The sequence below is a fragment of the Brevundimonas sp. GW821-FHT12C05 genome (genome assembly GCF_058807475.1).
This window is the reverse complement of sequence record NZ_JBXAQS010000001.1, coordinates 451,429-475,223: the sequence shown is the minus strand read 5'-3', so window position 1 is coordinate 475,223 and position 23,795 is coordinate 451,429. Positions and strand designations below refer to the sequence as shown.

Sequence of the window (23,795 nt, the reverse complement as noted above, 5' to 3'; positions counted from 1 at the left end):
CTTTGACACTAAATGGCGGCGATGACGCTGACCGAGCCCCTCTGCCCGATCCCCGACATCGCCCCCATGGCGTCGCAAGCCGACATGGACGCGGCGATCGAGAGCGCGCGCCTGGCGGTCGGCCTGCCGGTCGGATCGCGCGTGGTCGCGGCCATGTCAGGCGGCGTGGACTCCACCGTCGTCGCCGGCCTGCTGCACAAGGCGGGCTATGACGTCGTCGGCGTGACGCTGCAGCTGTACGACCACGGCGCGGCGCTGAAGAAGAAGGGCGCCTGCTGCGCCGGTCAGGACATCCACGATGCCCGTCTGGCCGCCGAGACCCTGGGCATCCCCCACTATGTCCTGGACTACGAAAGCCGCTTCCGCGACGCCGTGATCGACCAGTTCGCCGACTCCTATCTGGCGGGCCAGACGCCGGTCCCCTGCATCCGCTGCAATCAGACGGTCAAGTTCCGCGACCTGCTGGATGTCGCCCGCGATCTGGGCGCCGAGGCCATGGCCACCGGCCACTACGTCCGCCGCGCGATCGGCGCCGACGGCCACGCCCAGATGCGCAAGGCGATCGACCATTCGCGCGACCAGTCCTACTTCCTGTTCGCCACCACGCCGCAACAGCTAGACTTCCTGCGCTTCCCGCTGGCCGATCTGGAGAAGCCGCAGGTCCGGGGCGTCGCCCTGGAGCTGGGCCTGCGGATCGCCGCCAAGCCGGACAGCCAGGACATCTGCTTCGTCCCCAACGGCGACTACCGCACCCTGATCGACAAGCTGCGCCCGCAGGGCCGCGAGGCCGGCGAGATCGTGCACATGGACGGCCGCGTACTGGGATCGCACTCGGGCATCACCGACTACACCATCGGTCAACGCCGCGGCCTGAACGTCGCCGTGGGCGAGCCCCTGTTCGTGACCAAGCTGGATCCGGCCAAGCGCCATGTGATCGTCGGCCCGCGCGAGGCGCTGCTGACCGCGTCCCTGACGCTGGATGAGACCAACTGGCTGGGCGACGAGGCCTCCATCGAGGCGGCGGCCGAGGCCGGCGCGCCGGTGCTGGCCCGCGTCCGCTCGACCCGCCCGCCCTCGCCCGCGCGCCTGGCGCTGGTCGACGGCGTGGTCTCCCTGGCGTTCGAGACGGGCGAAGAGGGCGTCGCGCCCGGTCAGGCCTGCGCCCTGTACGACCCGGCCGATCCCGACCGCCTGCTGGGCGGCGGTTTCATCAAGACCACCACCGCCGTTGTCTGAGCCTTCTGACGAGACGCTCGCGCTCGCCGTCCGGCACGGGCTGCCGGTCGAAATGCTGTATCTGCGCGAGGAATACCCCCGCGACCGCTGGTCCGAGCCGGGTCTGGACCAGACCGCCGCCTTCTGGCTGCAGATGCACGGCTCCTTCCGCGGCCATCAGGGCCATATGGACGGACTGGTCAGCCAATGGCGGGCGGGCGGCGACATCCGCGTCCTGCACCGCCAGCTGATCCCGGCGCTGCAATCCTTCCTGCAGCACCTGGACGGCCACCACCGCATCGAGAGCGGCCAGTATTTCCCGATGATGCGCGAGATCGAGCCGAAGATCGGCCACGGCATCGACTTGCTGGACCGCGATCACGACACCATTCACGGCCAGCTTGAAACCCTGTTCCAGTCGGGCCTCGCCTTCCATCAGGCGGTCTCGTCCAACGCCGCCGACGCCGCCGACCGGGCCGCGCGGCTGGGTGACGCCATCGACGCGGTCGCCCCGTCCCTGCTGCGCCATCTGGAGGACGAGGAGGACATCGTCATCCCCCTGATCCAGCTGCGCGGCCTGTCGCACTGACATTTCGGGGCTGGCTTTCCCGCGAAGCTTCGGATATCAGCGCCATCCCGAAAACGAGACGACCCATGTTCGCCTTCTCCTATCCCACCTCGCGGCTGCCCATGCAGCTCGACCGCCAGCCGGTCGAGGGCAAGGTCGCATGCGCGGAGGGTGTGTAGGGAACGACAGGGCCATAACGGCTTCGGTTTTCAAGCAACCCCTCCCGCCAGCCGGCCGGAGGGGTTTCTTGTATCCGCAAGAGGCTCTCCCGCCGGTCCGGAAGGACAACAAGGAAAGGAGAGACCCATGCGCGACTATGACGTGATCGACAGCCCGGGCGCGCCCATCAAGGCGTGGACCCGTGGCGTGCCGATCGAGGACGCCGCGCTCGAGCAGCTGAAGAACGTGGCGTCGCTGCCGTTCATCCACAAACACGTCGCGGTCATGCCCGATGTGCACTGGGGCATGGGCGCGACCGTGGGGTCGGTGATCCCGACCGTGGGGGCCATCATCCCGGCCGCCGTGGGCGTGGACATCGGCTGCGGCATGATGGCGGTGCGGACCTCGATCCGCGCCGAACACCTGCCGGACGACCTGTCGGGCATCCGCTCCGCCATCGAGGCGGCCGTTCCGCACGGCCGCACCGACAACGGCGGACGCAACGACAAGGGCGCCTGGTCGTCCGAGCCGCCGGCTTCGGCCGTGACCCGCTGGGAAGCGCTGAAGGCCGGCTACGACGCCGTGGTCGACAAGCACCCCAAGGCGGCGCACCCGCGTGGCTTCGGCCACCTGGGCACGCTCGGCACGGGCAACCACTTCATCGAGCTTTGCCTCGATGAGGCGGGCGACGTGTGGGTGATGCTGCACTCCGGCTCGCGGGGCGTAGGCAACCGCTTCGGCACCTACTTCATCGAGCGGGCCAAGCATGAAGCCCGGCGCTGGTTCCTGAACCTTCCGGATCAGGATCTCGCCTACTTCCCGGAAGGGTCGGAAGGCTTCAACGACTACGTCAAGGCGGTGTCGTGGGCGCAGAAATACGCCCGCGCCAACCGTGAGGTGATGATGGACAGCGTCCTGAACGTGCTGCGCGCGTTCTGGCCGGATCTGGAGACGACGCAGGAGGCGGTGAACTGCCACCACAACTACGTCTCGAAGGAGCGCCACTTCGGCAAGGACGTGTTCCTGACCCGCAAGGGCGCGGTGTCGGCCAAGCTGGACGAACTGGGCATCATCCCCGGCTCGATGGGGGCGAAATCCTTCATCGTGCGCGGCAAGGGCAATGCGGAAAGCTTCTGCACCTGCTCTCACGGCGCCGGTCGGGCCATGAGCCGGACCGAGGCCAAGCGCCGCTTCACGGTGGAGGACCACGTCCGCGCCACCCAGGGCGTCGAATGCCGCAAGGACGCGGACGTGATCGACGAAACGCCGATGGCCTACAAGGACATCGACGCCGTCATCGCGGCCCAGTCCGAGCTGATCGAGGTCGTGCACACCCTGCGTCAGGTGGTGTGCGTCAAGGGATGACGGAGGCCGGTCGTGCGCAAGCGCGGCCGGCTTTCGTCGTTCAGGCCTTCGGCGCCCGCGAGGCCAGCACCTTGCGCAACTGACGCCCCACCGCCAGCGGCCGCCCGTCCTGGGCCCAGGCCGTCGCGTCCTCGACCGTCCAGCCGCCGTGGCTGTCGCGCGAGACGAACTCGAAATAGGTCCAGCCGTCCGGGGCCGCGTCCTCGGGGATGGGTCCAAAGAAGTCGTAGCGCAGGTCGGCGGTGGCCGAGACCGCGGGCGGCGGCGGCAGCATGGTCCAGTAGACCGGGAAGGTCGCGTCCAGCAGGAAGGCCAGGCGCGCCTCGTCCAGCGGCTTGCCGTCGACGGTGCGCATCCACACACCCATCCGGTCCGTCTCGTTCTTGCCGAACAGCTGGATGCCGCCGACGAAGCGGTGCTCCACATGGCGGATGAAGTGCGGTCCGAACTGCGGGTCCATCGGCGTCAGCGGCTGTTCCAGCAGCGGCGGCGGGGTGATGGAGGCGGCGCGCAGCTCGGGCCCGTCGCCGGGCTGGCCGAAGGTCACCAGCCCGCTCATCGCCAGCCGGTCCCCCTGCCCGGCCCGCACCGAGGCGTAGGCCGCCGAGCGCCCGCCGCGCAGCAGTTCGCTCGTGATCGTCAGCGGCTCGAACCTGGCCCCGATCAGGAACTGGGTCGCCACCGTGCGCAGGGGCGCCGTGATCCCCAGCGTCTCGCGCGCCGCCTTGGCCGCCAGCGCCGCCATCAAGCCGCCGAAGGGCGAGCCCTTCTCGGCCGGCCACGCCGTCGGCGCATTGGAGAAGGAGCCGGTCATCGGCGCGATCAGGCCGCCCTGTCCGTCCTCGGTCAGGGTCAGGGCTTCGTCGAGGGTCTGATGGGTCATGCGGTCGGTCTATCGGCAGGAAAGAGCGGGCGGAAGACCGGAATCTTCCGCCCGGAAGTCGAGGGATAAGGATACGTCGGGCATGCGCCGGAACGTGTCCGTAGCCAAACAAGACTGACCTAGTGGGTTCAGATTGGCAACCCTCTTGCAAATCGGCTGACGCGGCGTCACCTTTGCGTCATGGGACGCACCGCCGATTACTCTCGCCAGAGCTGCACCGTCGCCGCCACCCTCGAGGTGATCGGCGACCCGTGGACGATGCTGGTCATCCGCGACGCCTTCAACGGCGTCAGCCGCTTCGAGCAGTGGCAGGAGCGTCTGGGCGTCGCCCGCAACGTCTTGGCCGCCCGGCTCAAGACCCTGGTCCAGCACGGCGTGCTGGAGCCGCGCCTCTATTCCGAGCGCCCGCCGCGCAACGAGTACGTCCTGACCGCCAAGGGCAAGGACCTGTACGGCGTGCTGGTCACCCTGCACGCCTGGGGCGCCAAGCACGTCTATGGCGAGGAGAACGCCGGCCTGACCATGGTCCACAAGGAATGCGGCCACGACCTGTCGCCCCGCATCGCCTGCGGTCACTGCAACGAGATCGTGCGCCCCCGCGACATCCAGCTGATCCACGACCGCAGCCGCATGACCGTCGGCGAGGTCATGCCCGCCAAGGACGAGGCGGCCTGACGGCTGCCGCCTTTCACTGACGCGGCGTCGGAGGCATCCTCCGCGCCATGACCGACTCACACGCCGACGGCCGCTGCGGCTGGTGCGGAACCGCCGACCCGCTCTACATCGCCTATCACGACGAGGAATGGGGCGTGCCCGAGTACGACGCCCGCACCCTGTGGGAGAAGCTGGTGCTGGACGGCTTCCAGGCCGGGCTGGCGTGGATCACCATCCTGAGGAAGCGCGAGGGCCTGCGCGACGCCTTCGACGGCTTCGATCCCGAGATCGTCGCCCGCTACGGCGAGGACGACATCCAACGCCTGCTGGGCGACGCCCGCATCATCCGCTCGCGCGCCAAGATCAACGCCGCCATCCGCGGCGCGCAGATCTGGCTGGAGATGCGCGAGGAGGCCAAGAATGGGGGCGAAGACTTCTCCGCCTGGCTCTGGTCCTTCGTCGGCGGGGCGCCGATCCAGAACGAGTGGGCGACGTTCCGCGAAGCCCCGACCCAGACCGAGGCGTCGGTCGCCATGGCCAAGGCGCTGAAGAAACGCGGCTTCAACTTCTGCGGCCCGGTGATCGTCTATGCCTTCATGCAGGCCGTGGGCATGGTCAACGATCACCAGACCACCTGCTTCCGTCATGCGCAGGTTCGTGCGATGCCCCGCCCGTGAGTTCTGACCGCACCTTCCCGACCCTGGCGCTCGAGACCCTGCTGGCCCAATCCAGCGGCGGGCTGGTGTGCGGCGTGGACGAGGCCGGTCGCGGGCCGTGGGCCGGTCCCGTCTCGGCGGCGGCGGTGATCCTGAACCCCGACGACCTGCCCGAGGGCATGGACGACTCCAAGGTCCTGACCGAAAAGCGCCGCGCGGCGCTGGAGCCCCAGATCAAGGCCCGGGCGCTGGCCTGGGGCGTCGGCTTCGCCTCGGCGCGCGAGATCGAGGAACTGAACATCATCGGCGCCACCGGCCTGGCCATGTGCCGGGCCATCGAGGCCATGGCGATCCCGCCGGTCGCGGCGCTGGTCGACGGCAACTACCGCTTCAAACTGCCCTGCCCGATCCAGACGGTCGTCGGCGGCGACGGCCTGTCCCTGTCCATCGCAGCGGCCTCCATCCTGGCCAAGACGGCGCGGGATCGGGTGATGATCGAGATGGACGCCCTCTACCCCGCCTACGGCTTCGCCCGGCACAAGGGCTACAACGCGCCGATCCACTCCGAGGCTTTGCAGACGCACGGCCCCTGCCCTGAACACCGGCGCAGCTGGGGTCCGGTCAGGGCGCTGCTGGAGGGCTGAGCCCTAGATCTGCAGCGCCCCGCCCAGCAGGGCGCCCATGAGCGCGGCCACGACTCCGCCGCCGACGATCACGGCCCAACCGGGAACGGCGCGAACCATGTCGCCGACCGTCGGCTCGGACACCACCGGAGCGTCGTTGGCGATCTCGGTGCGGAAGCGATCGGCGGTGGGCGGTTTCCACGCCACCGCCACGAAGGCGTCAGCGGCACGGCCATAGGCGCGGACGCCATTCAGCCGGTGCGAGGGGGTCATGCTCTGTTCCATGGCGGACACAACGGCCCCGGACTCCGACCGTTCCCTTAAGCAGCGTCGGCGAGATCCAGCCGGCGCTCGCCGACCACGAACAGGTATTCCACGTTGCGCAGCCGCCCGACCGTCCCGACCTTCTCGCCCTTCGGGCTGTGGATGCCGATACGGGCGCCGACGTAGCGGGGCCGGGCGATCTCGATCACCTGCACCTCGCCGCGCGTGGACAGCATGGCCACCAGCTGGTCGCGGCTCAGATAGCCCTCGTCATTGAAGGACACGACCAGGTTCGGCGCCTTCAAACCCGAGATCACCGCCTCCAGCGCCGGGCCGATCCCGGGGCGGCTGTTGAAGGCGCTCTTGCGAGTCTTCACGTCGATCCGCTTGTTGGCCACGCCATAGGTCTCGGGCTTGTCCCACAGCACCAGACTTTCCCAGCAGTGGTAGTTCCCCAAGTAGGAATGCTGGTTGTAGGGCGGGTCCAGATAGACGAGATCGGCCTCGATCTCCGGCGCGATCTGCACCGCGTCGGCGTGGGTCGCCCTGCACGGTCCGCCCGCCACCCCGGGCAGGATGTCCGGCATGCGCAGCTCCAGCGGCTTGAGCGCCCGCGGGGCCCACGCCTTCATATAGGCCATCTGTAGACCCGCCGTGGAATCCACCCGGTCCGCCGCCTCCATCAGGGCGACCAGGGCGATGGCCTCCAGTTCCGGTTCCAGCGCCAGGGCGGCGATCCGGTCGCGCATGGCGTCCACGACCGCGCCGTTGTCCGGATGGAAGAAGCGGGCGTCCTCGCAGAAGGCCTTGGTGAACCAGCCGCGCGCGGGCGTCACCGCGCGTAGTTCGGCCAGCACGGCCTCGGCCCGCTCCAGCCAGCGCTCGCGGTCGGCCTGCACATAGGCGGTCGCGAGGGTGTGGGCGTAGGCGTTGTGATCGTTGGACCAGACCCGGAAGCCCTGCCCCTTCAGCGCGTGCCCCACCCGGGCCGAGCCGGAGAACAGGTCGCACACCGTCCCGCCCTGCGGCAGGAGGGTCGCGACCGTCGCTGTCACCTGGCCCAGCAAGGCGCGCTTGGAGCCGATGTATTTGATCAAGACGCCCCCTTCGCGAGGGATCAGGCGCGGCCCTTGCCGCCCTTCTTGGTCGGAGCATGCGCCAGACGCAGCAGATTCGCAGCCCCCGGCGCGCCAAAGGGCGTTCCCGCCAGGATCAGGACCCGTTGGCCAGGCTCGGCCAGACCATAGGTCATGGCGCTGTTCACCGCGTCCTCGGTGACATCCTCCAGCGACTTGGGCTCCTTGCCGAGCCGCGTCTCCAGACCCCAGACCAGCGCCAGACGGCGGGCGGTGTCGGGATTGGGCGTCAGGGTCAGCACCGGCTGCAGCGGTCGCTCGCGGGCCATGCGCCGCGCCGTCCCGCCCAAGGTCGTGAAGACCACGATACAGGCGGTCGATTGGGCCTCCGCGGCCTTGCGGGCGGCGGCGACCAGGGCGTCGACGTCATGCTCCTCCATGCCCGCGTGTTCGGCGTCCATCAGGCTGGGCCACAGGGGATCCTGCTCCACCCGCTCGATGATGCGGCTCATGATGCCCACGGCTTCCAGCGGATACTGGCCCGAGGCGGTCTCGGCCGACAGCATCATGGCGTCGGCGCCCTCATAGACGGCGTTGGCGACATCGGACGCCTCGGCGCGGGTCGGCGCAGGCGACGAGGTCATCGATTCCAGCATCTGCGTCGCCACGATCACCGGCACGCCGCGCTGGCGGGCGGCGCGGATGATCTGCTTCTGCGCCACCGGAACCTCTTCGGGCTCCAGCTCGACGCCCAGGTCGCCGCGGGCGACCATGACGCCGTCGCAGTAGTCCAGGATGCTCTCCAGCTGGGCCAGGGCCTGCGGCTTCTCGATCTTGGCCAGGCAGGCGGCCCTGCCCTTCACCAGCTGCTTCAGCTCGGCCATGTCCTCGGCCTTCTGGACGAAGCTGAGGGCGACCCAGTCCACGCCGATGCGCAGGGCGAAGGCCAGGTCCTCACGGTCCTTGGGGGTCAGGGCCGAGACCGGGATCACCGCCTCGGGCACCGCGACGCCCTTGCGGTCCGACAGCTTGGAGCCGCTCTCGACGGTGACATCGGCCCAGGTGTCGTGGCGCTCGCCGACGCGCAGCCGCACCCGGCCGTCGTCCAGCAGCAGCAGCATGCCGGTGCGCAGGGCCTTGAAGATCTCGGGGTGGGGCATCTGCACCCGCGTCTCGTCGCCCGGCGTCGGGTCCAGGTCGAAGCGCATCTTGTGACCCGGCTTCACGTCGATCTCGACCTCGGCGAAGCGACCCAGGCGCAGCTTGGGCCCCTGCAGGTCGGCCAGCACGCCCAACGGACGCTTCAGCGCCAGTTCGGCGCCGCGCACGGCCTTCAGGGCGGCGGCGTGATCCTCGTGCGAGCCGTGGCTGAAGTTGAGACGGAACACGTCCACCCCCGCCTGGGCCAGGGCCTTCACCGTACCGGGCGCCCGGCTGGCCGGTCCAAGGGTGGCGACAATGCGCGCGCGCCGGGCTCTGTTCATCGTGTGGTTCCGGCCTGTGAGAGGATCGAACGCCCCTTGTGCCTATGAAACGCGGAGCGGGTAAGGCCGCTCCGGTTCCCGAAACACGAAGTTATGGCCGCGCCGGACAGGTCGCGCCGCCGGGCGCCTGCAGATCGATGCAGCGGCCGTCCAGACCGGCCGGAGTCTGCACCCCGACGATCGGCGCCAGGGTCGGGGCGATGTCGATGGTGCGGATGGGCAGGAAGCGCTCCTGCCCTTGAGCGCCCGGCCACCAGAAGATGATCGGCACGCGACGGTCATAGTCCCAGGGGGTGCCGTGATTGGCGATGGTGCCGCCGACCCGGCCGCCCGAGACCACGTTCTCGCTCAGGGCGACGATGAGATCCGGCGAGCGCTCGGCCACCGTCGACAGCCGCATCCGCTGGCGCACGGTCATCAGGTCCGGCGTGATGTTCGCCGGCGGCAGGGGCTCGGCCAGCAGCACGTCGCGGCTCTCGGCGAAGGCGATGTCCGCATTGGCGCGCAGCAGCGGCAGGGCCGCCTCGACGATGCGGGTGCGCAGCGGCTCCGGCAGGCCCTTGTGATCCTTGTCGCCGACCATCAGCCCGCTGCCGCCCGAGGACAGCGGATCGTAATCCAGGCCGAATTGGGTCTTCAGCGCGCCGTTGATGTTCGCCAGCCGCTGCGGGTCGGCGCGATGGGCGTGCGGATAACCGCGCGCGGCCAGCCGTTCGACGAAGTCCGAACCGCCATGGTCGGCGGTCAGGACGACGATGCTGCCCTGCGGCAGGCGCTGCAGGAACCGGCCCAGCGCCGCGTCGAGACGGTACATCTGCTCGCACATTTCCGGCCCCTGGGTGCCGAAGGCGTGGCCGATGCGATCAGTGCCCGACAGGCTGACGCCCAGCATGTCGACCACGCCGCGGCGGCCCAGCTGCTTGGTCTCCAGCAGTTCGGTCGCGGCCTCCAGCGTCAGCTCGTCGAGCATGGGCGAGGTGTCGAGCGCGAAATTCTGCGGCGGCAGGTCGGAGTGGAAGGTGCGGCCGTTGATCTGCCAGTCGCCGGTCAGGCGGCGGCAGACGTCGTGGGTGTAGGTCCAGGCGGCGGGCGTGACGCGCAGCCGCTCGGCGATGCGGGTATTCAGGGCCGCCACGGGCGCCAGCCGCGCCTCGGGCGTCTGGCCCGGCTCGACATAGGTCGTGAAGCCGAAGCCGTCGGTGTACCAGAAGGCCCCGTCGCCGAGGTGGCCGTTCAGGTTGATGGCGCCGCGGTCTTTGCCGGACACCGCATAGACCCGGCTCTGCGGGCTGGCCGTCTTCAGCCAGTCGGCCAGGGTGGTGACCTCCAGCTGGCCGGGGCCGACCGGTCCGTTGTCGCTGGTGTCGTCGCCGTGGGCCAGATGATTGGCGGGCGCGGCCAGGCAGTAGACTTCCTTGCCGGTGGCCGGATCGACCCAGTCGTTGGCCGGAATGCCGGTGCGGGCCGGGTTCATGCCCGTCAGCACGGTCGAGTGGCCGGGGCAGGTCTCGGTCAGGCCGTGCTGCTGGAAGCCGTTGGCGTGGACCCGGCCCTGCTGCGCCAGCACGGCCAGGCCGCCGGTGAAGTCGTCGCGATACTGGTTGAACAGATTGGCGCTGAACTGGTCGATGACGATGGTCACCACCAGCGTCGGCCGGGCGGTCGATTCGGCGATCGGCGCCACGGCGGGAGCGGGCGTCGCCACGGGCGCGGGCTGCGACGGCGTCGCGCCGTCCGCCGGCCACCAGCCCTGAACGGTGCTGCAGGCGCCCAGCGCCAGAAGGCTCGCGGCGGCGAGGGCGGTTCGAACTCGGGTCACTCGGGCGTCTCCTGCGATGCCGCCGCCTAGCCTGTCCGCGCGACAGCTCTGCGACAGCGGCGCAGCGCTACCGTGAGACGCCGCCTTCGGCTAGCCCCGGCGGCCGGCCGGTCAGCCCGCGCTGTAGCTGGTCTTGGTCTGGGTGAAGAACTCCGCCGCCGCGAAGCCCTGCTCGCGCGCGCCGTAGCTGGACGACTTCGTCCCGCCGAAGGGCACGTGATAGTCGACGCCCGCGGTCGGTAGATTGACCATGGTCATTCCCGCCTTCGCCCGCCGCTGGAAGTCGCGCGCGTGTTTCAGCGAGCTGGTGACGAGGCCCGCCGACAGGCCGAACTCGACTCCGTTGGCGATCTCCAGCGCCTCTTCGTAGCTCTTCACGCGGATGGTCGAGGCGACGGGGCCGAAGACCTCCTCATTGTTGATCCGCATGTCGGCGGCGGTGTCCGCGATCAGGGTCGGCTGGACGTACCAGCCTGGCTTGTCGAGTTTCAGCCGGTCGCCGCCGGTGACGATCCGGGCGCCCTCGCCGCGGGCCACGTCGATGTAGGTGTAGGAGGTCTCCATCTGGGCCTCGCTGACCGCCGGACCCATCTGGGTGTTCGGATCCAACGCGTCTCCGACTCGCAGCGCGGCGACCTTCTCGGCCAGCAGGGCGACGAATTTGTCGTGGATCCCGTCCTGCACGATCAGGCGGCTGGAGGCCGTGCAGCGCTGGCCGGTGGCGAAGAAGGAGCCGTCCAGGGCGATGTTCACCGCCCGCTCCAGATCGGCGTCGTCCAGCACGATCAGCGGGTTCTTGCCGCCCATCTCCAGTTGCACCCGGGCCTGGCGCGCGACCGTCCCCGCCGCGACGCCGGCGCCGACGCCCTGCGAGCCGGTGAAGGAGACCCCGACGACATCCTTGTGGTCCACGATGGCCTGGCCGACGCGGCCGCGGCCGATGACCATGTTCATCACGCCCTTGGGCAGGCCCGCCTCATGCAGGATGGCGACCAGCGCTTCGGCGGTGGCGGGGGTCGGACCGGCGGGCTTCAGCACCACCGTATTGCCGAAGGCCAGCGCCGGCGCGGCCTTCCACGCCGGGATGGCGATCGGGAAGTTCCACGGCGTGATCAGGCCATAGACGCCGACCGGCTGGCGATAGGTCTGGATCTCCACGCCCGGCCGGGTCGAGGCCAGGTTCTGGCCGTGCAGGCGCAGGGCCTCGCCCGCGAAATACTTCAGGATGCGGGCGGCGCGGGCGGTTTCCCCGATGCCTTCCGCCAGCGTCTTGCCCTCCTCGCGCGACAGCAGGCGACCGACGCTCTCGCGACGCTCCATCAGCAGGCTGCCGGCGCGGTCCAGAATGTCCGAGCGCACCTCGGGCGAGGCGTCCGCCCAGCCCGGGAAGGCCGCCTTGGCCGCCGCGACCGCGTCGTCGACGTCCGAGGCCGAGCCGTCGGGCGTGCGGGCCACGACCTCGCGCGTATCCGACGGATTGATGCTCTCGGCGGGCCGGTCGCCGCTCGTCCGCTCGCCGTTGATCCAGTGCGAAAGGTCGAGCGTGTCGGTCATGGAAGGCGTTCCCTGGAGAAGTCGGTCGTATGGGCGCGGCCGTATCGGGACCGCGTCCGCCGACAGCGTCTCAGGCCGCCGGCTTCAGCGTCCAGTCCGGGCGCACGAAGTGGCAGGTGTAGCCTTCCGGATAGCGCTCCAGATAGTCCTGATGTTCAGGTTCGGCCTCCCAGAAGGGACCGACCGGCTCGACCTCGGTGACCACCTTGCCCGGCCATTGTCCGGACGCCTCCACGTCGGCGATGGTCTCCTGGGCGATCCGCTTCTGATCCTCGTCGGCGTAGTAGATGGCCGAGCGGTAGCTGAGCCCCCGGTCGTTGCCCTGCCGGTTCAGCGTCGTCGGATCGTGGATCTGGAAGAAGAACTCCAGCAGCTGCCGATAGCTGAGCTCCTTCGGATCGAAGACGATCTCGATGGCCTCGGCGTGGGTTCCATGGTTGCGGTAGGTGGCGTTGGGCACGTCGCCGCCGCTGTAGCCGACACGCGTCGAAATCACGCCCTTGTAGCGCCGCAGCAAATCCTGCATGCCCCAGAAGCAGCCTCCCGCCAGAACGGCGCGCTCGGTCGTCTCGCTGCCCATGATCGGTCCTTTCTTCTCGCGCCCTCGCGGCGCGGCTTCCGCCTTGAAATAGGCGCTCGCGGAAGCGAGGAAAGGCTCGACTGGCGCAACGGCGGTTTTGTCCAGATTTGGCCCTTATTGAAAGGCTATGGCCCGCGCGCATGAATGCGACGCCCGACATCCCGGCCGCAGGCCTCGAAGCGGTGTTCACCGAGATGCGCCCGGCGCTGATCCGGCGGGCCTCGGCCATGGGCGCGGGCGGCGACGCCGAGGACGTGGTCCAGGATGTCTGGCTCAAGATCGGCAACGCCGACGGACCGGTCGCCAATCCCCAGGCCTATCTGCTGCGCATGGTCTACACCGCCGTGCTGGACCGGCGTCGCGGCGCGCGGCGGACGGCGGCCCGGGACGCCGCCTGGGCGAGCCCCGCCAACCTGCCCGAGGACGCCGTCGAACCGGCGGACGCGGAACGCCGCCTGATCGCGGTCCAGGCCCTGGCCGTGGTCGAGGCGCGCCTGGCCGCCATCGGCGATCCGGCCGCCGCCATCTTCCGTCGGCATCGCATCGACGGCGTCACCCAGCGTCGGCTGGCCGAAGAATTCGGCATGGGCCTGAGCACCATCGAGAAGCATCTGCGTAAGGTCTATGCAGCCCTTCTGGATCTTGAGGGGGACGGGGCATGAGGCAAATCAGCTTCGGCGGCGTCCCGGGGGCATGGGGATGAGCGCCACGACCAGAACTATCGAACGTGACGCCCTGGACTGGCTGGTCCGGGTCAACGATCCCGACTTCGATCAATGGGACGCCTGGGAAGCCTGGCTGGCCGCCGACGCCCGCCACGCCGAGGTCTATTGGCGACTGGCGGAGACCGAGGGCGACGCGGTCGAGGCGCTGAAGACGGCGCCCGCGCGGACCCTGCCGACGATGCGGGCCGGTCGCGGCTTCGTCTTCCCCCGCCGCGCCGCGATCGCGGCGGCGGTCGGCGCGCTGGCCCTGGGCGTGGCGTGGATCGGCTGGAGCGCCCGACCGCAGCCGTGGCTGATCGAGACCGCGCCCGGCGAGCAGCGCACCGTCACCCTGGCCGACGGCTCACAGGTCGTGCTGGACGGCGCGACCCGCCTGGCGCTGGATCGTCGCAAGCCCCGCCAGGTGTCGCTCGAGGCCGGACGCGCCCTGTTCGAGGTCGAGCACGACGACGCCCACCCCTTCCTCGTCGCGGTCGGCGATACGACCCTGACCGACCTCGGCACCGTCTTCGACGTGACCCGCCTGCAGGACGGCGCGCGGGTCGCGGTGTCCGAAGGCGTCGTCCAGGTCGACGCCGGCTCCGCCCGGACGGTCCTCAATCCCGGCGACAGCGTGGTGTCCAGCGCTCGTGGCCTCGAACGCGGCTCCATCTCGCCGGAAGACGTTGACGCCTGGCGCGAGGGCCGCCTGTCGTGGAACGACGCGCGGATGGCCGTGGTGGCGCAGGATTTGGGCCGCGCCCTCAACCGGCCGGTCACCGTGGCCCCCGCGCTGGCCGACCGCCGCTTCAGCGGCAGCCTGACCACCAACGCCGCGTCCGCCGACCAGAAGTCGCGGCTGGAACTCCTGCTCGGCGTCACGATCACCGAGACGGATGAGGGCTGGCGGCTGGAGCCGCGTCGGGCGCCGTGACCGTCGCCGCTTGGCTGGCGGTCGGGCTGCTGACGGCTCAGTCCGGCGCACCACAGACCTTCGACGTGCGGGCCGGTCCCGCCGTCCCCGCCATCAACCGGCTGGCGTCGCAGGCCGGGATCGATGTGGTGATCGCCGCCGACCTGTCCGCACGGCGGACGCCGGAGCTGCGCGGACGGATGACCACGGAAGCGGCGCTTGAACGCCTGCTGCATCCGCTGGGCGCGCGCGCGGTGCGTATCGGCGACGGCGTCTACCGGATCGAAGCGGCCCCGCGCGCGCCGCTCCGCCCCGCCTCCCCGCCCCCGCCCCAGACCGTGGACACCGGACCGACGACGCTGAGCGAGGTCGTGGTCACCGCGGTTCCGCCGGTGGGGCTCCGCGACAGCGCCGGACGCAGCCTGCTGGCCCCGGGCGCGCTCGATCGGGTCGAGGGCGCCGCGGCCAGCGAGGCCGTGGCCGATCTGTCCGCGACGGTGGATTCCACGCGTCAGGGCCTCGGCCGCAACAAGCTGTTCGTGCGGGGCCTGTCGGATTCGGCTATGAACGGCCCGCTTCAGGCGACGGTCGGTCAGTACCTGGGCGACCTGCGGCTGAGCTACGGCTCACCCGACCCCGACCTGGCCCTGATCGACGTGCGCCGGATCGAGGTGTTCGAGGGTCCGCAGGGCACCCGCTTCGGCGCCGGCTCCATCGGCGGCGTGCTGCGCATCCAGCCGGAATCTCCGGCCCTGTACGAGAGCTCGGCCCGTTTCACCGCCGGCATGGGCGCGACCTCGGGCGGGTCGAACAGCGGCGAGGCGTCGCTGGTGATCAATCAGACCCTCGGCGATCAGACCGCCGCGCGGCTGGTCGCCTACACCCGCCATGACGGAGGCTTCCTCGATAACCCGGGCCAGGGGGGACGCCAGACGGACGGAGTCGACACCATCGGCGGCCGCGTCGCCTTGCGCTGGACCGATGAGACCTGGACCGTCGATCTGGTCGGCCTGGCCCAGCGCGTCTCGGCCGATGACGCCCAGATCGTCGCCGTCAACGACACCAGTTTCAGCCGGTCCGGGCGGGTGCTCGAGCCGTATGAGAGCACCATCGCCATCGCGGGAATGACCGCCCGCCGCCGGCTGGGCGGAGCGACCCTGATCTCGGCCACCAGCGTGTCGCGCCAGGAATTGCTCGAACGGTTCGACGCCAGCCAGCCGGGCGATCCCTTCCCCAGCGCGGTCGATCGGCGCCAGACCATCACGGCTCTCGCCTCCGAGGCGCGGGTCGAGATCACATCGGACGACGGCTGGACCTTGACCGGCGGCGGCACGGTCGCCCTGGGCGAAACCCTGGTCGAGCGCCGGCGGCTCACGCTGGCGCTGACCGACGCCACGGCGGGCGGCGCCGACCTGAAGCGCAGCTTCGCGGAGGTCGCGGCCTTCGGCGAGGCGGCGCTCGCGCCCACGCCCTACTGGCGCGTCGCCCTCGGCGCCCGTCTCTCCGCCGTCCGCATCGACAGCGACATCCATGACGTCGTCGTCAATCTGCGGGTCGGGAGCGATCACCGGGGCGTCACCTACCGCCTGACCCCCAGCCTGTCGGCGCGCTGGGACGTGTCGCCCGCCGTCACCGTCTTCGGCCGCTTCGAGCAGGCCGTTCGCCCGGCCGGGGTCAATGAGGCCGGCGGGGCCTTCGCCCGCTACCAGGGCGACAGGGTGACCCTTCTGGAGCTGGGCGCGCGAACCCGCGACGACTGGAACGGCCTGTCGGGTGAAGTGTCCGTGGGCTGGATGGACTGGCGTGACGTGCAGGCCGACATCGTCACCGAGGGCGGCGACCTGGTCACCGACAATGTCGGCGACGGGGTGATCCACTTCATCTCATTGAAGGCGGCCTGGCGTCCGGCCTCCAATTTCGAGGTGTCCGGCGGCGTGTTCCTCAATGAGAGCAGCCTGACCCGAACCGATTTCAGCACCATCGGCGGCGGCACGACCGACATTCCGAACGTCGCCCCCGTGGGGGCCCAGATGAGCGTCGACTGGGAGGCCGGGCGGATCGCGACCCTGCCGCTGCGGCTGGGCGCGGACTTCCGCTACATCGGGCATTCGCGGCTCGGCGTCGGCCCGATGCTGGACGTGCCTCAAGGCGGCTATCTGCGCTCCGAACTGACGGCGCGGCTGGGCGACGAACGCCGGGCCGTGACCCTGCGCCTGTCCAACCCCTTCGACACCACCGGCATCCGCTACGGCATCGGGTCGCCCTACCAGCTGTCCGAGCCGCAGGCCGTGCCCGTCCGGCCGCTGACGGTCCGGCTGACCTTCGACGCCGCCTTCTGAAGAAATTCCGGCCCAGACCGTAAGGCGTCCCGCGCGACGCGGCGTCCTTAGAACAGGGCGGCGACTTCCAGTGCGAGTATTTCATGATCAAGACCGTCATCGCGGACTCGGCGCTCGTCACCGTCGACCGTGGGATCACAGACTTCTTCAGAACCGGCGACCCGCGGGTCTCCCAGCCCCCCAAGGCCCAACCGGCGATGTTCGCCGCTTCTGAATGAAGGGATGGGCGCGCTGCATAGCCCCCGATTGGCGCGCCCATCCTCCCCCACATCATGGAACACGCTTCAAACACCGTCGGCGCGCACGCGCCGCGCCGGAGCCGCCTTGACCAACTCTATCGGCGCGACCCGCGCGCGGAGGGCCGGTTCTGGTATTCGGTCATCACCACCGGCGTCTATTGCCGTCCGACCTGCCCGGCCCGGCATGCGCGGCCCGAGAACATCCGGCTGCACGACACCCTGGCCGAGGCCCGCGCGACCGGCTTTCGCCCCTGTCTGCGCTGCCGTCCCGAAGCGCCCTCGCTGGGCGACCATCACCGGGACCTGATTCAGGCCGCCTGCCGCCTGATCGAGACCAGAGGCGCCGCTCCGCCCTCCCGCGATCTCGCCCAGGCCGTGGGGCTGAGCCCGTCGCATCTGTACCGGCTGTTTCGCCGCCTGACCGGCACGACGCCGTCGGCCTACGCCCGGGCCCTGCATGCGCCGGGTCGCCCCGAGCCGATGATGACGACATTCAAAACCGTCGGCTTAGACTGATGCGCACGGTGCGCCCCAGCGAGTCCTGATCGTCCCTGCCATAGCCCGGAGCCGGCCTTCCATCGCCCAGGCTCGCCTCCGGCCGGGAGTCGAACAGATTGTCGACCCCCAGCTCAAGTCTGAGGGGGTCGCCACGTCGGCGCGCCGCGCCCTCCCCGCCCGGCGCCGCGCCGGCCTCGAAAAGATAGCTGAGCTTCAGATCGACCGTGGTGAGCCCGGACAGGCGCAGGTCGTCCGGCCCGTCGCGCCCCTGGTCCCGCCGGATGCGGGATGCGCTTCGCCAACGGGCCGCGGCGTTGAAACCCCACTGCCCATAACGACCGTCGGCATTGACCGAGATCTGGTGGCGGGAACCTCCGCCTCCGTCGCCGGCCAGAAGGTCCAGTTGAGGCAGACCGGCCCGGAGGGTGGCGACGTTTGTCAATTGCCAGGTGTGATTGAGCCCCACCTGCATGGAGGCGCCTCTCCGCGCCGGTGTTCCTTCCTGGATCGGGATATTGAAGTTCAGGCCGGACGTCAGCGTCTCCGAGAGCGTCGAGCCGATATTGATCATCCTCTGGTCGATGCTGATCAGGCGGCCATTCACATCCCTGATGAAGCGCTCGGGAAAGGCGGCCTCCACCGCCGGCGTGAGCTCGGGCACGACGCCGAATCCGTCGGTGGAACGCGCCCTGTTGAAACCGAGGCGTCCCTGCACATTCCACCGCGTGAAAGGCCCCACGGTCGCGTCGATCGAAAGCGTTTGCGATGTCTGGGCCTCAAGATCGGGGTTGCCCCCCAGTATCGGCGACACCTCCACGGATTCCCCGGTCAGAAAATCGAACACCATCCTGGGGGGCCCGTTGTAGACCGGAGCGATCCTCATCCCGGACGTGGGATTGTCCGTGGACCTGGACCACTGGGCCATGAAGCCCAGCGTCCGCAGGGGCGACCAGGAAAGGCCGACATTCAGGTTGTCTCCTCGACCGGCGTCGCCCGTCAGGCCCGCCAGAGCGCCCCCGACCGTCAGGACGGCGTCGCCCCAGTTCAGACCCGCGTCCGGTTGCGGCGTCGAAGCCGACTGAAGCAGGGGAATCGTCAGACTTCCCCTCAGGTCCAGAGTCTGGGCCGATAGTCGCGTCTCGCCCGGGTCAGTCTTGGTCGAGGTCTCGGAACCGGAGTACAGGCCGGAAACGGACATCCGCACGGGACCGGCCGGAAGGTCGATCACAGTGCGGTTCGCCGAGAAATCCGCCGCCCCGGAGAGGCTGCGCGACCGGAATTCCGTCGGCCCATTCTGGTCGGTGTCCAGAATGATCCCGTTCAAGCCGAACCGCATCGCCCATCCCAGGACATCTCCGCCCAGGCCGCCGGTCAGATTCAGATGGCTGGTCTCCTGCCGGATCTCGACCGCCTGACCGCCCGCCATGGAGGTGAAACGGGTGGTCTGGGTGCGCGCATTGGCGCCCAGCGAACTCGACCAGTCGCCAAGCGCGCGCGTCATGGAGAAATTGGCTGTGGCGGCGTCGGTCGCGGGCCGCAGGGTGGCCGCCTCGAAACCCGGATGGTCCCGGATGTAGGCCGGCCGCTCCTCGGCGCGAAGAGACGTGTCGCGGGTGAGCAGAACGCCGAACTGGCGGGTGTCATTCTGCACGATCTCGGATTGGCGCGCATCCGCCGACAGCGACGACCGGCCGCCCGCGGTGGGCCGTGACGCTCTGACAAGGCCGTCGCGGCTCTTGAACGTCGGCAGCAGGACAATGTTCACAACCCGGCGGGACGGGTCTTCGCCGTATGTGGCCGCGGCCTGCGGCGGCAAGGCTTCGATCCGCACCAGGGCGTCGGGTGGAAAGCCCAGAAAATCCCGGGCGTTCAGGACCTGGCGGCCATTGACGATAATGATCGGCGGCCTGTCATAGCCCAGGTTCTCCGCGACCCGGGCGATCACCTCGCCGATGTCATAAGCCCCCAGGTTGTCGATCTCGTCCTGGCCCAGTTCGACTTCGGGGGGCAGCCACGCCGCGCCGCGTCGGCCGACGACGATCACATCCTCCAACCGCACCGGAGCGGGGTCCTGATCACGGACGTGGGAGGGAGCCTGGCTGGCGGACGAGGAGCCGGTCTGCGCCGCCTCTGCTCCGACGGCTTGAGGATCGACCAGGTACGACAACGCGCTGACCAGGGGCATCCAATGCATTACAGCCCGTCTAACTGCGCCACTTCGGGCCAGGGCCCGCTTTACGCGATAGCGATCGGCGCATGGAGGAGCAGATCCCTCTGAATGTCGATCGATCCAAGGCGATCAGCGGCGGACCTGAATCGGGCGGTCCAACTCTACACGCACCACAAGAAAAAAGCCGGGCGCCAAAAGGCGCCCGGCCAATAGTCGGGGATCAGGGGACGATAGTCAGGCCGGTGACGTTGACCTTGCCGGTGACAAGGGTGCAGCTCCGGTGAGCCGGGTTCACCGGCGGCAGGATTTCGCCGGCGAAGCTGATCTGGCTGCCCGTGAACGCCACGTCGACGGTGCCGAAACAAGGCTCGTTGGCGACGGTGTTGGCGCCCATGGTCAGGCGGATCTTGCCGGGATTCCCCGGCACGGTGGTCGCGCTCCAGGTTCCGAAGGGAACCACCGCAAAGCAAAGCAGGCTGCCCGGCGAAATGGACGGGCTCGCGATCGACGCGGTGGTCGCGCTGGTGACGGTGGCCGAGAAGCCGACGTTGCAAGCGACCGTCGTCGATTGCCGAAGCGTGACCGTCGGCGCCGAGGCGCCCGTGAAGGTGCCGCTGGTGGGGGAGAAGGATTGGGCCAGGGCCGGCGAAGCCATACCCGCGAGGGCAAGGGCACCGGTAGCGATGAAGGCGGCTGTCTTGAACATGATATTCCTCCTTATTCAACCTCGGGCGAGGTTGTCGCACAATACAACCTCGGGCGAGGTCGCTGTGTACATCTATGTAAGCAGCGAGAGGGAGTCAAGAAGAAAATCATTTATTATCAGTGACTTATACCTCAGCCGCGCGCAATCATGGCGACGGCACGCCGTCGTCTGACTACTCACACAGTCCTCGCTCCCGGACCCCCGGGAGCGAGCGACGTCGTCAGAAAGTCTTGCTCAGGCGGAAGGCGATCAGGCGTGGGTCCAGGGTGAAGACGTTGGTGGTCAGGCCGGTGTCGTCGCTGTTGGTGAAAGCGTCGGTGATCGGCGTTTCGTCGAACACGTTCTTGACGTAGGCTTGGAAGGTCAGGCCCCGGTCGGCGTCCTCCAGGACCACCGACAGGTTGACGTTGTCCCACCCCTCAAGCCTGTCGTACTCGGTGTTGTAGATGCGGGCGTAGCTCTCGCCCTGGCGGTAATAGTCGCCGCGAACCGTCAGATCCCAGTTTCCCAGGAAGAAGGTGTACTGGGCGCCGAAATTGACCGTCCAGTTCGGAGAGTTGGGCAGTTCGTTGCCGCTGAGATCGGCCATGATGCCGCGCCCGCCATTGGGCGCTTCGGTCAGGGGATCGTAGGTGAAGCCATAGAAGGCCCACATCGGCAGGACGGACTGGAAGTTCGGGTTGAAGGTTCCGAACCGGCTCGAACCGCCGCACAGGGCGTTGAGGGCGAAGATGGTCAGATCGCCATAGACGGGCTGCATCGCCAGAATGGTCTCTACGTGCCGTGTCGGGGCCACGCAGTTCGAGGGCACCTGGATCCAGGGCCGCAGAACGGTCCACTCCTCATTGCCCTGGGTCCGGTCCATCACATCGATCGAGCCCTCGCCGTCGCCGATGCGCGTGTTCAGATAGCCGAAGTTGGCGTCCAGCTGAAGGTTCGGCGTCGGCCGGTACAGAGTTTCCAGCTCGAGACCCCAGATACGCGCGTCGAAGTTCTCGTTCAGAGAAATCCGATCGACGATCTGTGAGACCTGATAGTCTTTATAGTCGTAATAGAACGCCGTCGTATTGATCCTCAATGCACCGTCCAGAAGGGTGTTCTTGGACCCAATCTCGATCGCATTCACGTATTCCGGCTCGAAGGTGCCGGCCAACGGCTGATACTGGACGACGGTGGGATTGATTTCGACGCGCGGCGGATTGGTGCCGCCGCCTTTGTACCCTCGGGCGTATGAAGCGTAGATCAGGGTGTCGTCGGTGAAGCTGAGGTCCGGCTTCCAGTCCAGAACGACGCGGCCCGTCACGGCCTGCCAGTCCTGCTCGACATCCGGCAACGGCTGATAATCGCGCCGGTAATAGCCGCCCGAGCCGCTTCCGGGGGTGCCGTCACGATTGGCGCCCATGAGCAGCTGGCTGGGATAGGGCGTGGTGACCTTGCGGTCGTCGGTATAGCGCAATCCGACCGTCAACCGCAGGTCGGGGCTCAGATCCCAATAGCCCTCGCCGAACACGGCCCAGGACCGGGTGCTGACCACATTCTTGCTGCGGAAATAGTTGTGACCGTCCTCGCCCAGCGCGTTCAGGGGGTTGGGATCGACATAGACGCACTCGAACTGCACGGTGTCATTGCACGGCTGCGTCACGAACCCGCCGAAGCCGGTCGCTACCGGATCATAATTATACCAGTATTCAGCGATCAGGCTGAAGAGGTTGTTGAAAACGAAGTAGTCGTCCTGGGTTTTGAAATCCAGATAGTTGGCGCCGAGGCTGAAGTTGAACCCGCCGTCCAACTCCGATTGAAGCCGGAGCTCCTGATACCATTGCCGATTGTCGGACCGGCTGATGTCGACCGACAACATGCGATCGGACGTTCCGAGCTGGGGATCCGTATAGAAACCGCCGGGCGTGGCGGGTGACGAGATGACATCATCCACAAAGTCATACATTCGGGATGAATCTATGAATATAGGGTCGGACACATACCGGGCGTAATCCTGGGACGCGTAGTAATCATCCTTGGAATAGGCGGTCTGCGAGAACAGGGTCAGTTGATCGGTCAGATCGAATTCCAGATTCATCTGCACCACGTCGTTCTGGGCGCGGAAGACCGGGTCATAGCTGGTCGCGATCTCTCTCAGATTCCGGGATTGCGTGACGCCGGCGTAGGGATCGATCCCTCGCCGCACCGGACCGGTGGGCGAACCGCCCAGCATCGCATCCCCCGGGTTCAGATACCCTCCCAGGCTCATGACCAGGCTGGCGAACCGGACGTAGCCCAGGGAGCCGCCGTTGGGCGCGCCATAGGCCGCGTCGTCATAGAGCGAACCGGCCTGGCAGCCCTGGCTCAGCTGGTCCCGGAATATGTTGTTCGGTACGGTGGTGCTTCCCACCATGGCCGGCCCGGCGTCGCGGGTGCAGAGCTGTTTGCCCGTGCGGGAACGCTGGTCGTCCTCCTCGAAATGCTCCCAGATCAGATTGGCCCGGAACCGGTCGTTCGGCTTCCACAGGGCCGACAGTCGCGTCGACCAGAGGTCGCGGTTGTTCACATGGGTGTCGTTGAAGCTGTTGTAGTCGAAGCCGTCCCGCTGGGTCGCCGCGCCAGCCAGGCGCACGGCGAAGGTGTCGCCGAGAGGCAGATTGATCATCCCCGACAGGCGCCGGGAATCGTAGTTGCCGAACTCGGTCTGAACCACCCCTTCGAAGTCGTCGCCGGGCAGGTTGGGGAACATGTTGACCACGCCCCCGGTCGCGTTGCGGCCGTACAGCGTGCCCTGAGGACCGCGCAGCACCTCGACGCGGTTCACATCCAGGTATTCCTGCTCGAACAGCCGGTTGCGAATGAGGGGGGTGTTGTTGAAGCTGACCGCGACCGCCGGATCGCTGGCGGCGGAAATCGCCTTGGTCCCGATCCCGCGGATCGAGAAATTATACATGCTGAAGTTGGACTTGGAGAAGGTGACGTTCGGCACCGCGCGGAGCAGTTCGGATCCGCTTTCGATCCTCAGGGCCTGCAGCGTCTCGGACGACAGGGCCGTAACGGCGATCGGCACGTCCTGGATGGACTGTTCACGCTTCTGGGCGGTGACGATGATCTCATCGAGGGTGGTGGAGCCCGGATCCGTCTGCGGCTCGGCCGTCTGGGCCAAGGCTGGCCCCGCCGCCATGAACAGGGCGGTAGCTGAAGCGGTGATAGCCAGGCGCGCGCGAATACAGGCCGAAGAAGCCATGGTGTCCCTCCCGAGACGCGCCATTCCCCAACAGCGCGTAATGTACGTTTCCTCCCGTCTGATCTTTTCCGCGTGATGGGACGGGACCATCAGCGGTTGG

The 23,795-nt window shown here is 68.5% G+C and carries 21 protein-coding genes; 11 read left to right on the top strand and 10 right to left on the bottom strand.

All coding sequences use genetic code 11. The annotated features are described in order from the left end of the window. The first annotated feature begins 12 nt into the window (after window positions 1-12). The 3 genes from mnmA (at window position 13) to AC1RRF_RS02265 (ending at window position 3,307) form a co-directional block, all read left to right on the top strand. Window positions 13-1,236, top strand: a complete 1,224-nt coding sequence (mnmA, locus tag AC1RRF_RS02275) for a tRNA 2-thiouridine(34) synthase MnmA (protein WP_492832427.1) — start codon at window positions 13-15, stop codon at window positions 1,234-1,236. Further along, window positions 1,229-1,804, top strand: coding sequence for a hemerythrin domain-containing protein (locus AC1RRF_RS02270; RefSeq protein ID WP_492832425.1), 576 nt, complete (start codon window positions 1,229-1,231; stop codon window positions 1,802-1,804). Before mnmA ends, AC1RRF_RS02270 begins: the two co-directional genes overlap by 8 nt. 285 nt (window positions 1,805-2,089) lie before the next feature. Then, a complete protein-coding gene (locus AC1RRF_RS02265; RefSeq protein ID WP_492832423.1) occupies window positions 2,090-3,307 on the top strand; it encodes an RtcB family protein in 1,218 nt (405 codons plus the stop codon). A 40-nt stretch (window positions 3,308-3,347) separates the two neighbouring features. Here the strand turns inward: AC1RRF_RS02265 and AC1RRF_RS02260 are convergent, their stop codons facing one another. Next, the gene (locus AC1RRF_RS02260; RefSeq protein WP_492832421.1) at window positions 3,348-4,190 is read right to left on the bottom strand and encodes an acyl-CoA thioesterase; all 843 of its coding nucleotides are present in this window, start codon (window positions 4,188-4,190) and stop codon (window positions 3,348-3,350) included. A 180-nt stretch (window positions 4,191-4,370) separates the two neighbouring features. Here AC1RRF_RS02260 and AC1RRF_RS02255 point away from each other — a divergent pair, with 180 nt between their 5' ends. The 3 genes from AC1RRF_RS02255 to rnhB are packed head-to-tail and all read left to right on the top strand — an operon-like array spanning window position 4,371 to window position 6,144. Continuing rightward, on the top strand, window positions 4,371-4,865 hold the full coding sequence (locus AC1RRF_RS02255; RefSeq protein ID WP_291836744.1) for a winged helix-turn-helix transcriptional regulator: 495 nt from the start codon (window positions 4,371-4,373) through the stop codon (window positions 4,863-4,865). A gap of 47 nt (window positions 4,866-4,912) precedes the next feature. Further along, a complete protein-coding gene (locus AC1RRF_RS02250) occupies window positions 4,913-5,521 on the top strand; it encodes a DNA-3-methyladenine glycosylase I (protein WP_492832418.1) in 609 nt (202 codons plus the stop codon). After that, window positions 5,518-6,144: a ribonuclease HII gene (gene rnhB, locus AC1RRF_RS02245; protein WP_492832416.1), complete on the top strand. Its 627-nt coding sequence runs from the start codon at window positions 5,518-5,520 to the stop codon at window positions 6,142-6,144. Before AC1RRF_RS02250 ends, rnhB begins: the two co-directional genes overlap by 4 nt. Window positions 6,145-6,147: 3 nt before the next feature. Here the strand turns inward: rnhB and AC1RRF_RS02240 are convergent, their stop codons facing one another. From AC1RRF_RS02240 to msrA, 6 genes are all read right to left on the bottom strand, one after another. After that, window positions 6,148-6,396 (bottom strand): hypothetical protein, encoded by a 249-nt coding sequence (locus tag AC1RRF_RS02240; protein WP_492832414.1) that lies wholly within the window; start codon window positions 6,394-6,396, stop codon window positions 6,148-6,150. 47 nt (window positions 6,397-6,443) lie between these two features. Next, window positions 6,444-7,484, bottom strand: a complete 1,041-nt coding sequence (locus tag AC1RRF_RS02235; RefSeq protein WP_492832412.1) for a DNA adenine methylase — start codon at window positions 7,482-7,484, stop codon at window positions 6,444-6,446. A gap of 20 nt (window positions 7,485-7,504) precedes the next feature. After that, window positions 7,505-8,947 carry a pyruvate kinase gene (pyk, locus tag AC1RRF_RS02230; RefSeq protein ID WP_492832410.1) on the bottom strand — a complete coding sequence of 481 codons (1,443 nt, stop codon included), beginning with the start codon at window positions 8,945-8,947 and terminating at the stop codon, window positions 7,505-7,507. Between the two features lie 91 nt (window positions 8,948-9,038). After that, complete coding sequence (locus AC1RRF_RS02225; RefSeq protein WP_492832408.1) at window positions 9,039-10,766, bottom strand: alkaline phosphatase family protein; 1,728 nt, start codon at window positions 10,764-10,766, stop codon at window positions 9,039-9,041. Window positions 10,767-10,877: 111 nt separating this feature from the next. Continuing rightward, window positions 10,878-12,320, bottom strand: a complete 1,443-nt coding sequence (locus AC1RRF_RS02220; protein ID WP_492832406.1) for an aldehyde dehydrogenase family protein — start codon at window positions 12,318-12,320, stop codon at window positions 10,878-10,880. 70 nt (window positions 12,321-12,390) lie between these two features. Continuing rightward, window positions 12,391-12,900 (bottom strand): peptide-methionine (S)-S-oxide reductase MsrA, encoded by a 510-nt coding sequence (gene msrA / locus AC1RRF_RS02215; RefSeq protein ID WP_492832404.1) that lies wholly within the window; start codon window positions 12,898-12,900, stop codon window positions 12,391-12,393. Between the two features lie 140 nt (window positions 12,901-13,040). Here msrA and AC1RRF_RS02210 point away from each other — a divergent pair, with 140 nt between their 5' ends. The 5 genes from AC1RRF_RS02210 to AC1RRF_RS02190 all read left to right on the top strand — a co-directional run bounded on the left by AC1RRF_RS02210 (window position 13,041) and on the right by AC1RRF_RS02190 (window position 17,611). Then, the gene (locus tag AC1RRF_RS02210) at window positions 13,041-13,562 is read left to right on the top strand and encodes an RNA polymerase sigma factor (RefSeq protein WP_492832402.1); all 522 of its coding nucleotides are present in this window, start codon (window positions 13,041-13,043) and stop codon (window positions 13,560-13,562) included. A 37-nt stretch (window positions 13,563-13,599) separates the two neighbouring features. After that, window positions 13,600-14,538 carry a FecR family protein gene (locus AC1RRF_RS02205; RefSeq protein WP_492832400.1) on the top strand — a complete coding sequence of 313 codons (939 nt, stop codon included), beginning with the start codon at window positions 13,600-13,602 and terminating at the stop codon, window positions 14,536-14,538. After that, window positions 14,535-16,856: a TonB-dependent receptor gene (locus AC1RRF_RS02200; RefSeq protein ID WP_492832398.1), complete on the top strand. Its 2,322-nt coding sequence runs from the start codon at window positions 14,535-14,537 to the stop codon at window positions 16,854-16,856. The genes AC1RRF_RS02205 and AC1RRF_RS02200 overlap by 4 nt, the downstream gene beginning before the upstream one ends. Window positions 16,857-16,939: 83 nt before the next feature. Continuing rightward, complete coding sequence (locus tag AC1RRF_RS02195) at window positions 16,940-17,074, top strand: hypothetical protein (RefSeq protein WP_492832396.1); 135 nt, start codon at window positions 16,940-16,942, stop codon at window positions 17,072-17,074. A gap of 54 nt (window positions 17,075-17,128) precedes the next feature. Continuing rightward, window positions 17,129-17,611: an Ada metal-binding domain-containing protein gene (locus AC1RRF_RS02190; RefSeq protein ID WP_492832394.1), complete on the top strand. Its 483-nt coding sequence runs from the start codon at window positions 17,129-17,131 to the stop codon at window positions 17,609-17,611. On the opposite strand, the gene AC1RRF_RS02185 is transcribed toward AC1RRF_RS02190, so the two are convergent. From AC1RRF_RS02185 to AC1RRF_RS02175, 3 genes are all read right to left on the bottom strand, one after another. Beyond that, entirely contained in the window at window positions 17,589-19,637 is a 2,049-nt protein-coding gene (locus tag AC1RRF_RS02185) for a porin family protein (protein WP_492832392.1), read from the bottom strand. The genes AC1RRF_RS02190 and AC1RRF_RS02185 overlap by 23 nt on opposite strands. A 346-nt stretch (window positions 19,638-19,983) precedes the next feature. Continuing rightward, on the bottom strand, window positions 19,984-20,469 hold the full coding sequence (locus AC1RRF_RS02180) for a PraA/PraB family alkane oxidation protein activator (RefSeq protein WP_492832390.1): 486 nt from the start codon (window positions 20,467-20,469) through the stop codon (window positions 19,984-19,986). A gap of 220 nt (window positions 20,470-20,689) precedes the next feature. Next, window positions 20,690-23,695: a TonB-dependent receptor gene (locus tag AC1RRF_RS02175; protein ID WP_492832388.1), complete on the bottom strand. Its 3,006-nt coding sequence runs from the start codon at window positions 23,693-23,695 to the stop codon at window positions 20,690-20,692. Between the last annotated feature and the right edge of the window lie 100 nt (window positions 23,696-23,795).

Excerpts from the sequence above, each read along its gene's own strand:
- mnmA (WP_492832427.1), top strand. The coding sequence starts at position 13 with ATGGCGGCGATGACGCTGACCGAGCCCCTCTGCCCGATCCCCGACATC.
- AC1RRF_RS02265 (WP_492832423.1), top strand. The coding sequence starts at position 2,090 with ATGCGCGACTATGACGTGATCGACAGCCCGGGCGCGCCCATCAAGGCG.
- AC1RRF_RS02260 (WP_492832421.1), bottom strand. The coding sequence starts at position 4,190 with ATGACCCATCAGACCCTCGACGAAGCCCTGACCCTGACCGAGGACGGA.
- AC1RRF_RS02255 (WP_291836744.1), top strand. The coding sequence starts at position 4,371 with ATGGGACGCACCGCCGATTACTCTCGCCAGAGCTGCACCGTCGCCGCC.
- AC1RRF_RS02250 (WP_492832418.1), top strand. The coding sequence starts at position 4,913 with ATGACCGACTCACACGCCGACGGCCGCTGCGGCTGGTGCGGAACCGCC.
- AC1RRF_RS02240 (WP_492832414.1), bottom strand. The coding sequence starts at position 6,396 with ATGACCCCCTCGCACCGGCTGAATGGCGTCCGCGCCTATGGCCGTGCC.
- pyk (WP_492832410.1), bottom strand. The coding sequence starts at position 8,947 with ATGAACAGAGCCCGGCGCGCGCGCATTGTCGCCACCCTTGGACCGGCC.
- AC1RRF_RS02220 (WP_492832406.1), bottom strand. The coding sequence starts at position 12,320 with ATGACCGACACGCTCGACCTTTCGCACTGGATCAACGGCGAGCGGACG.
- msrA (WP_492832404.1), bottom strand. The coding sequence starts at position 12,900 with ATGGGCAGCGAGACGACCGAGCGCGCCGTTCTGGCGGGAGGCTGCTTC.
- AC1RRF_RS02210 (WP_492832402.1), top strand. The coding sequence starts at position 13,041 with ATGAATGCGACGCCCGACATCCCGGCCGCAGGCCTCGAAGCGGTGTTC.
- AC1RRF_RS02205 (WP_492832400.1), top strand. The coding sequence starts at position 13,600 with ATGAGCGCCACGACCAGAACTATCGAACGTGACGCCCTGGACTGGCTG.
- AC1RRF_RS02195 (WP_492832396.1), top strand. The coding sequence starts at position 16,940 with ATGATCAAGACCGTCATCGCGGACTCGGCGCTCGTCACCGTCGACCGT.
- AC1RRF_RS02190 (WP_492832394.1), top strand. The coding sequence starts at position 17,129 with ATGGAACACGCTTCAAACACCGTCGGCGCGCACGCGCCGCGCCGGAGC.
- AC1RRF_RS02180 (WP_492832390.1), bottom strand. The coding sequence starts at position 20,469 with ATGTTCAAGACAGCCGCCTTCATCGCTACCGGTGCCCTTGCCCTCGCG.
- AC1RRF_RS02175 (WP_492832388.1), bottom strand. The coding sequence starts at position 23,695 with ATGGCTTCTTCGGCCTGTATTCGCGCGCGCCTGGCTATCACCGCTTCA.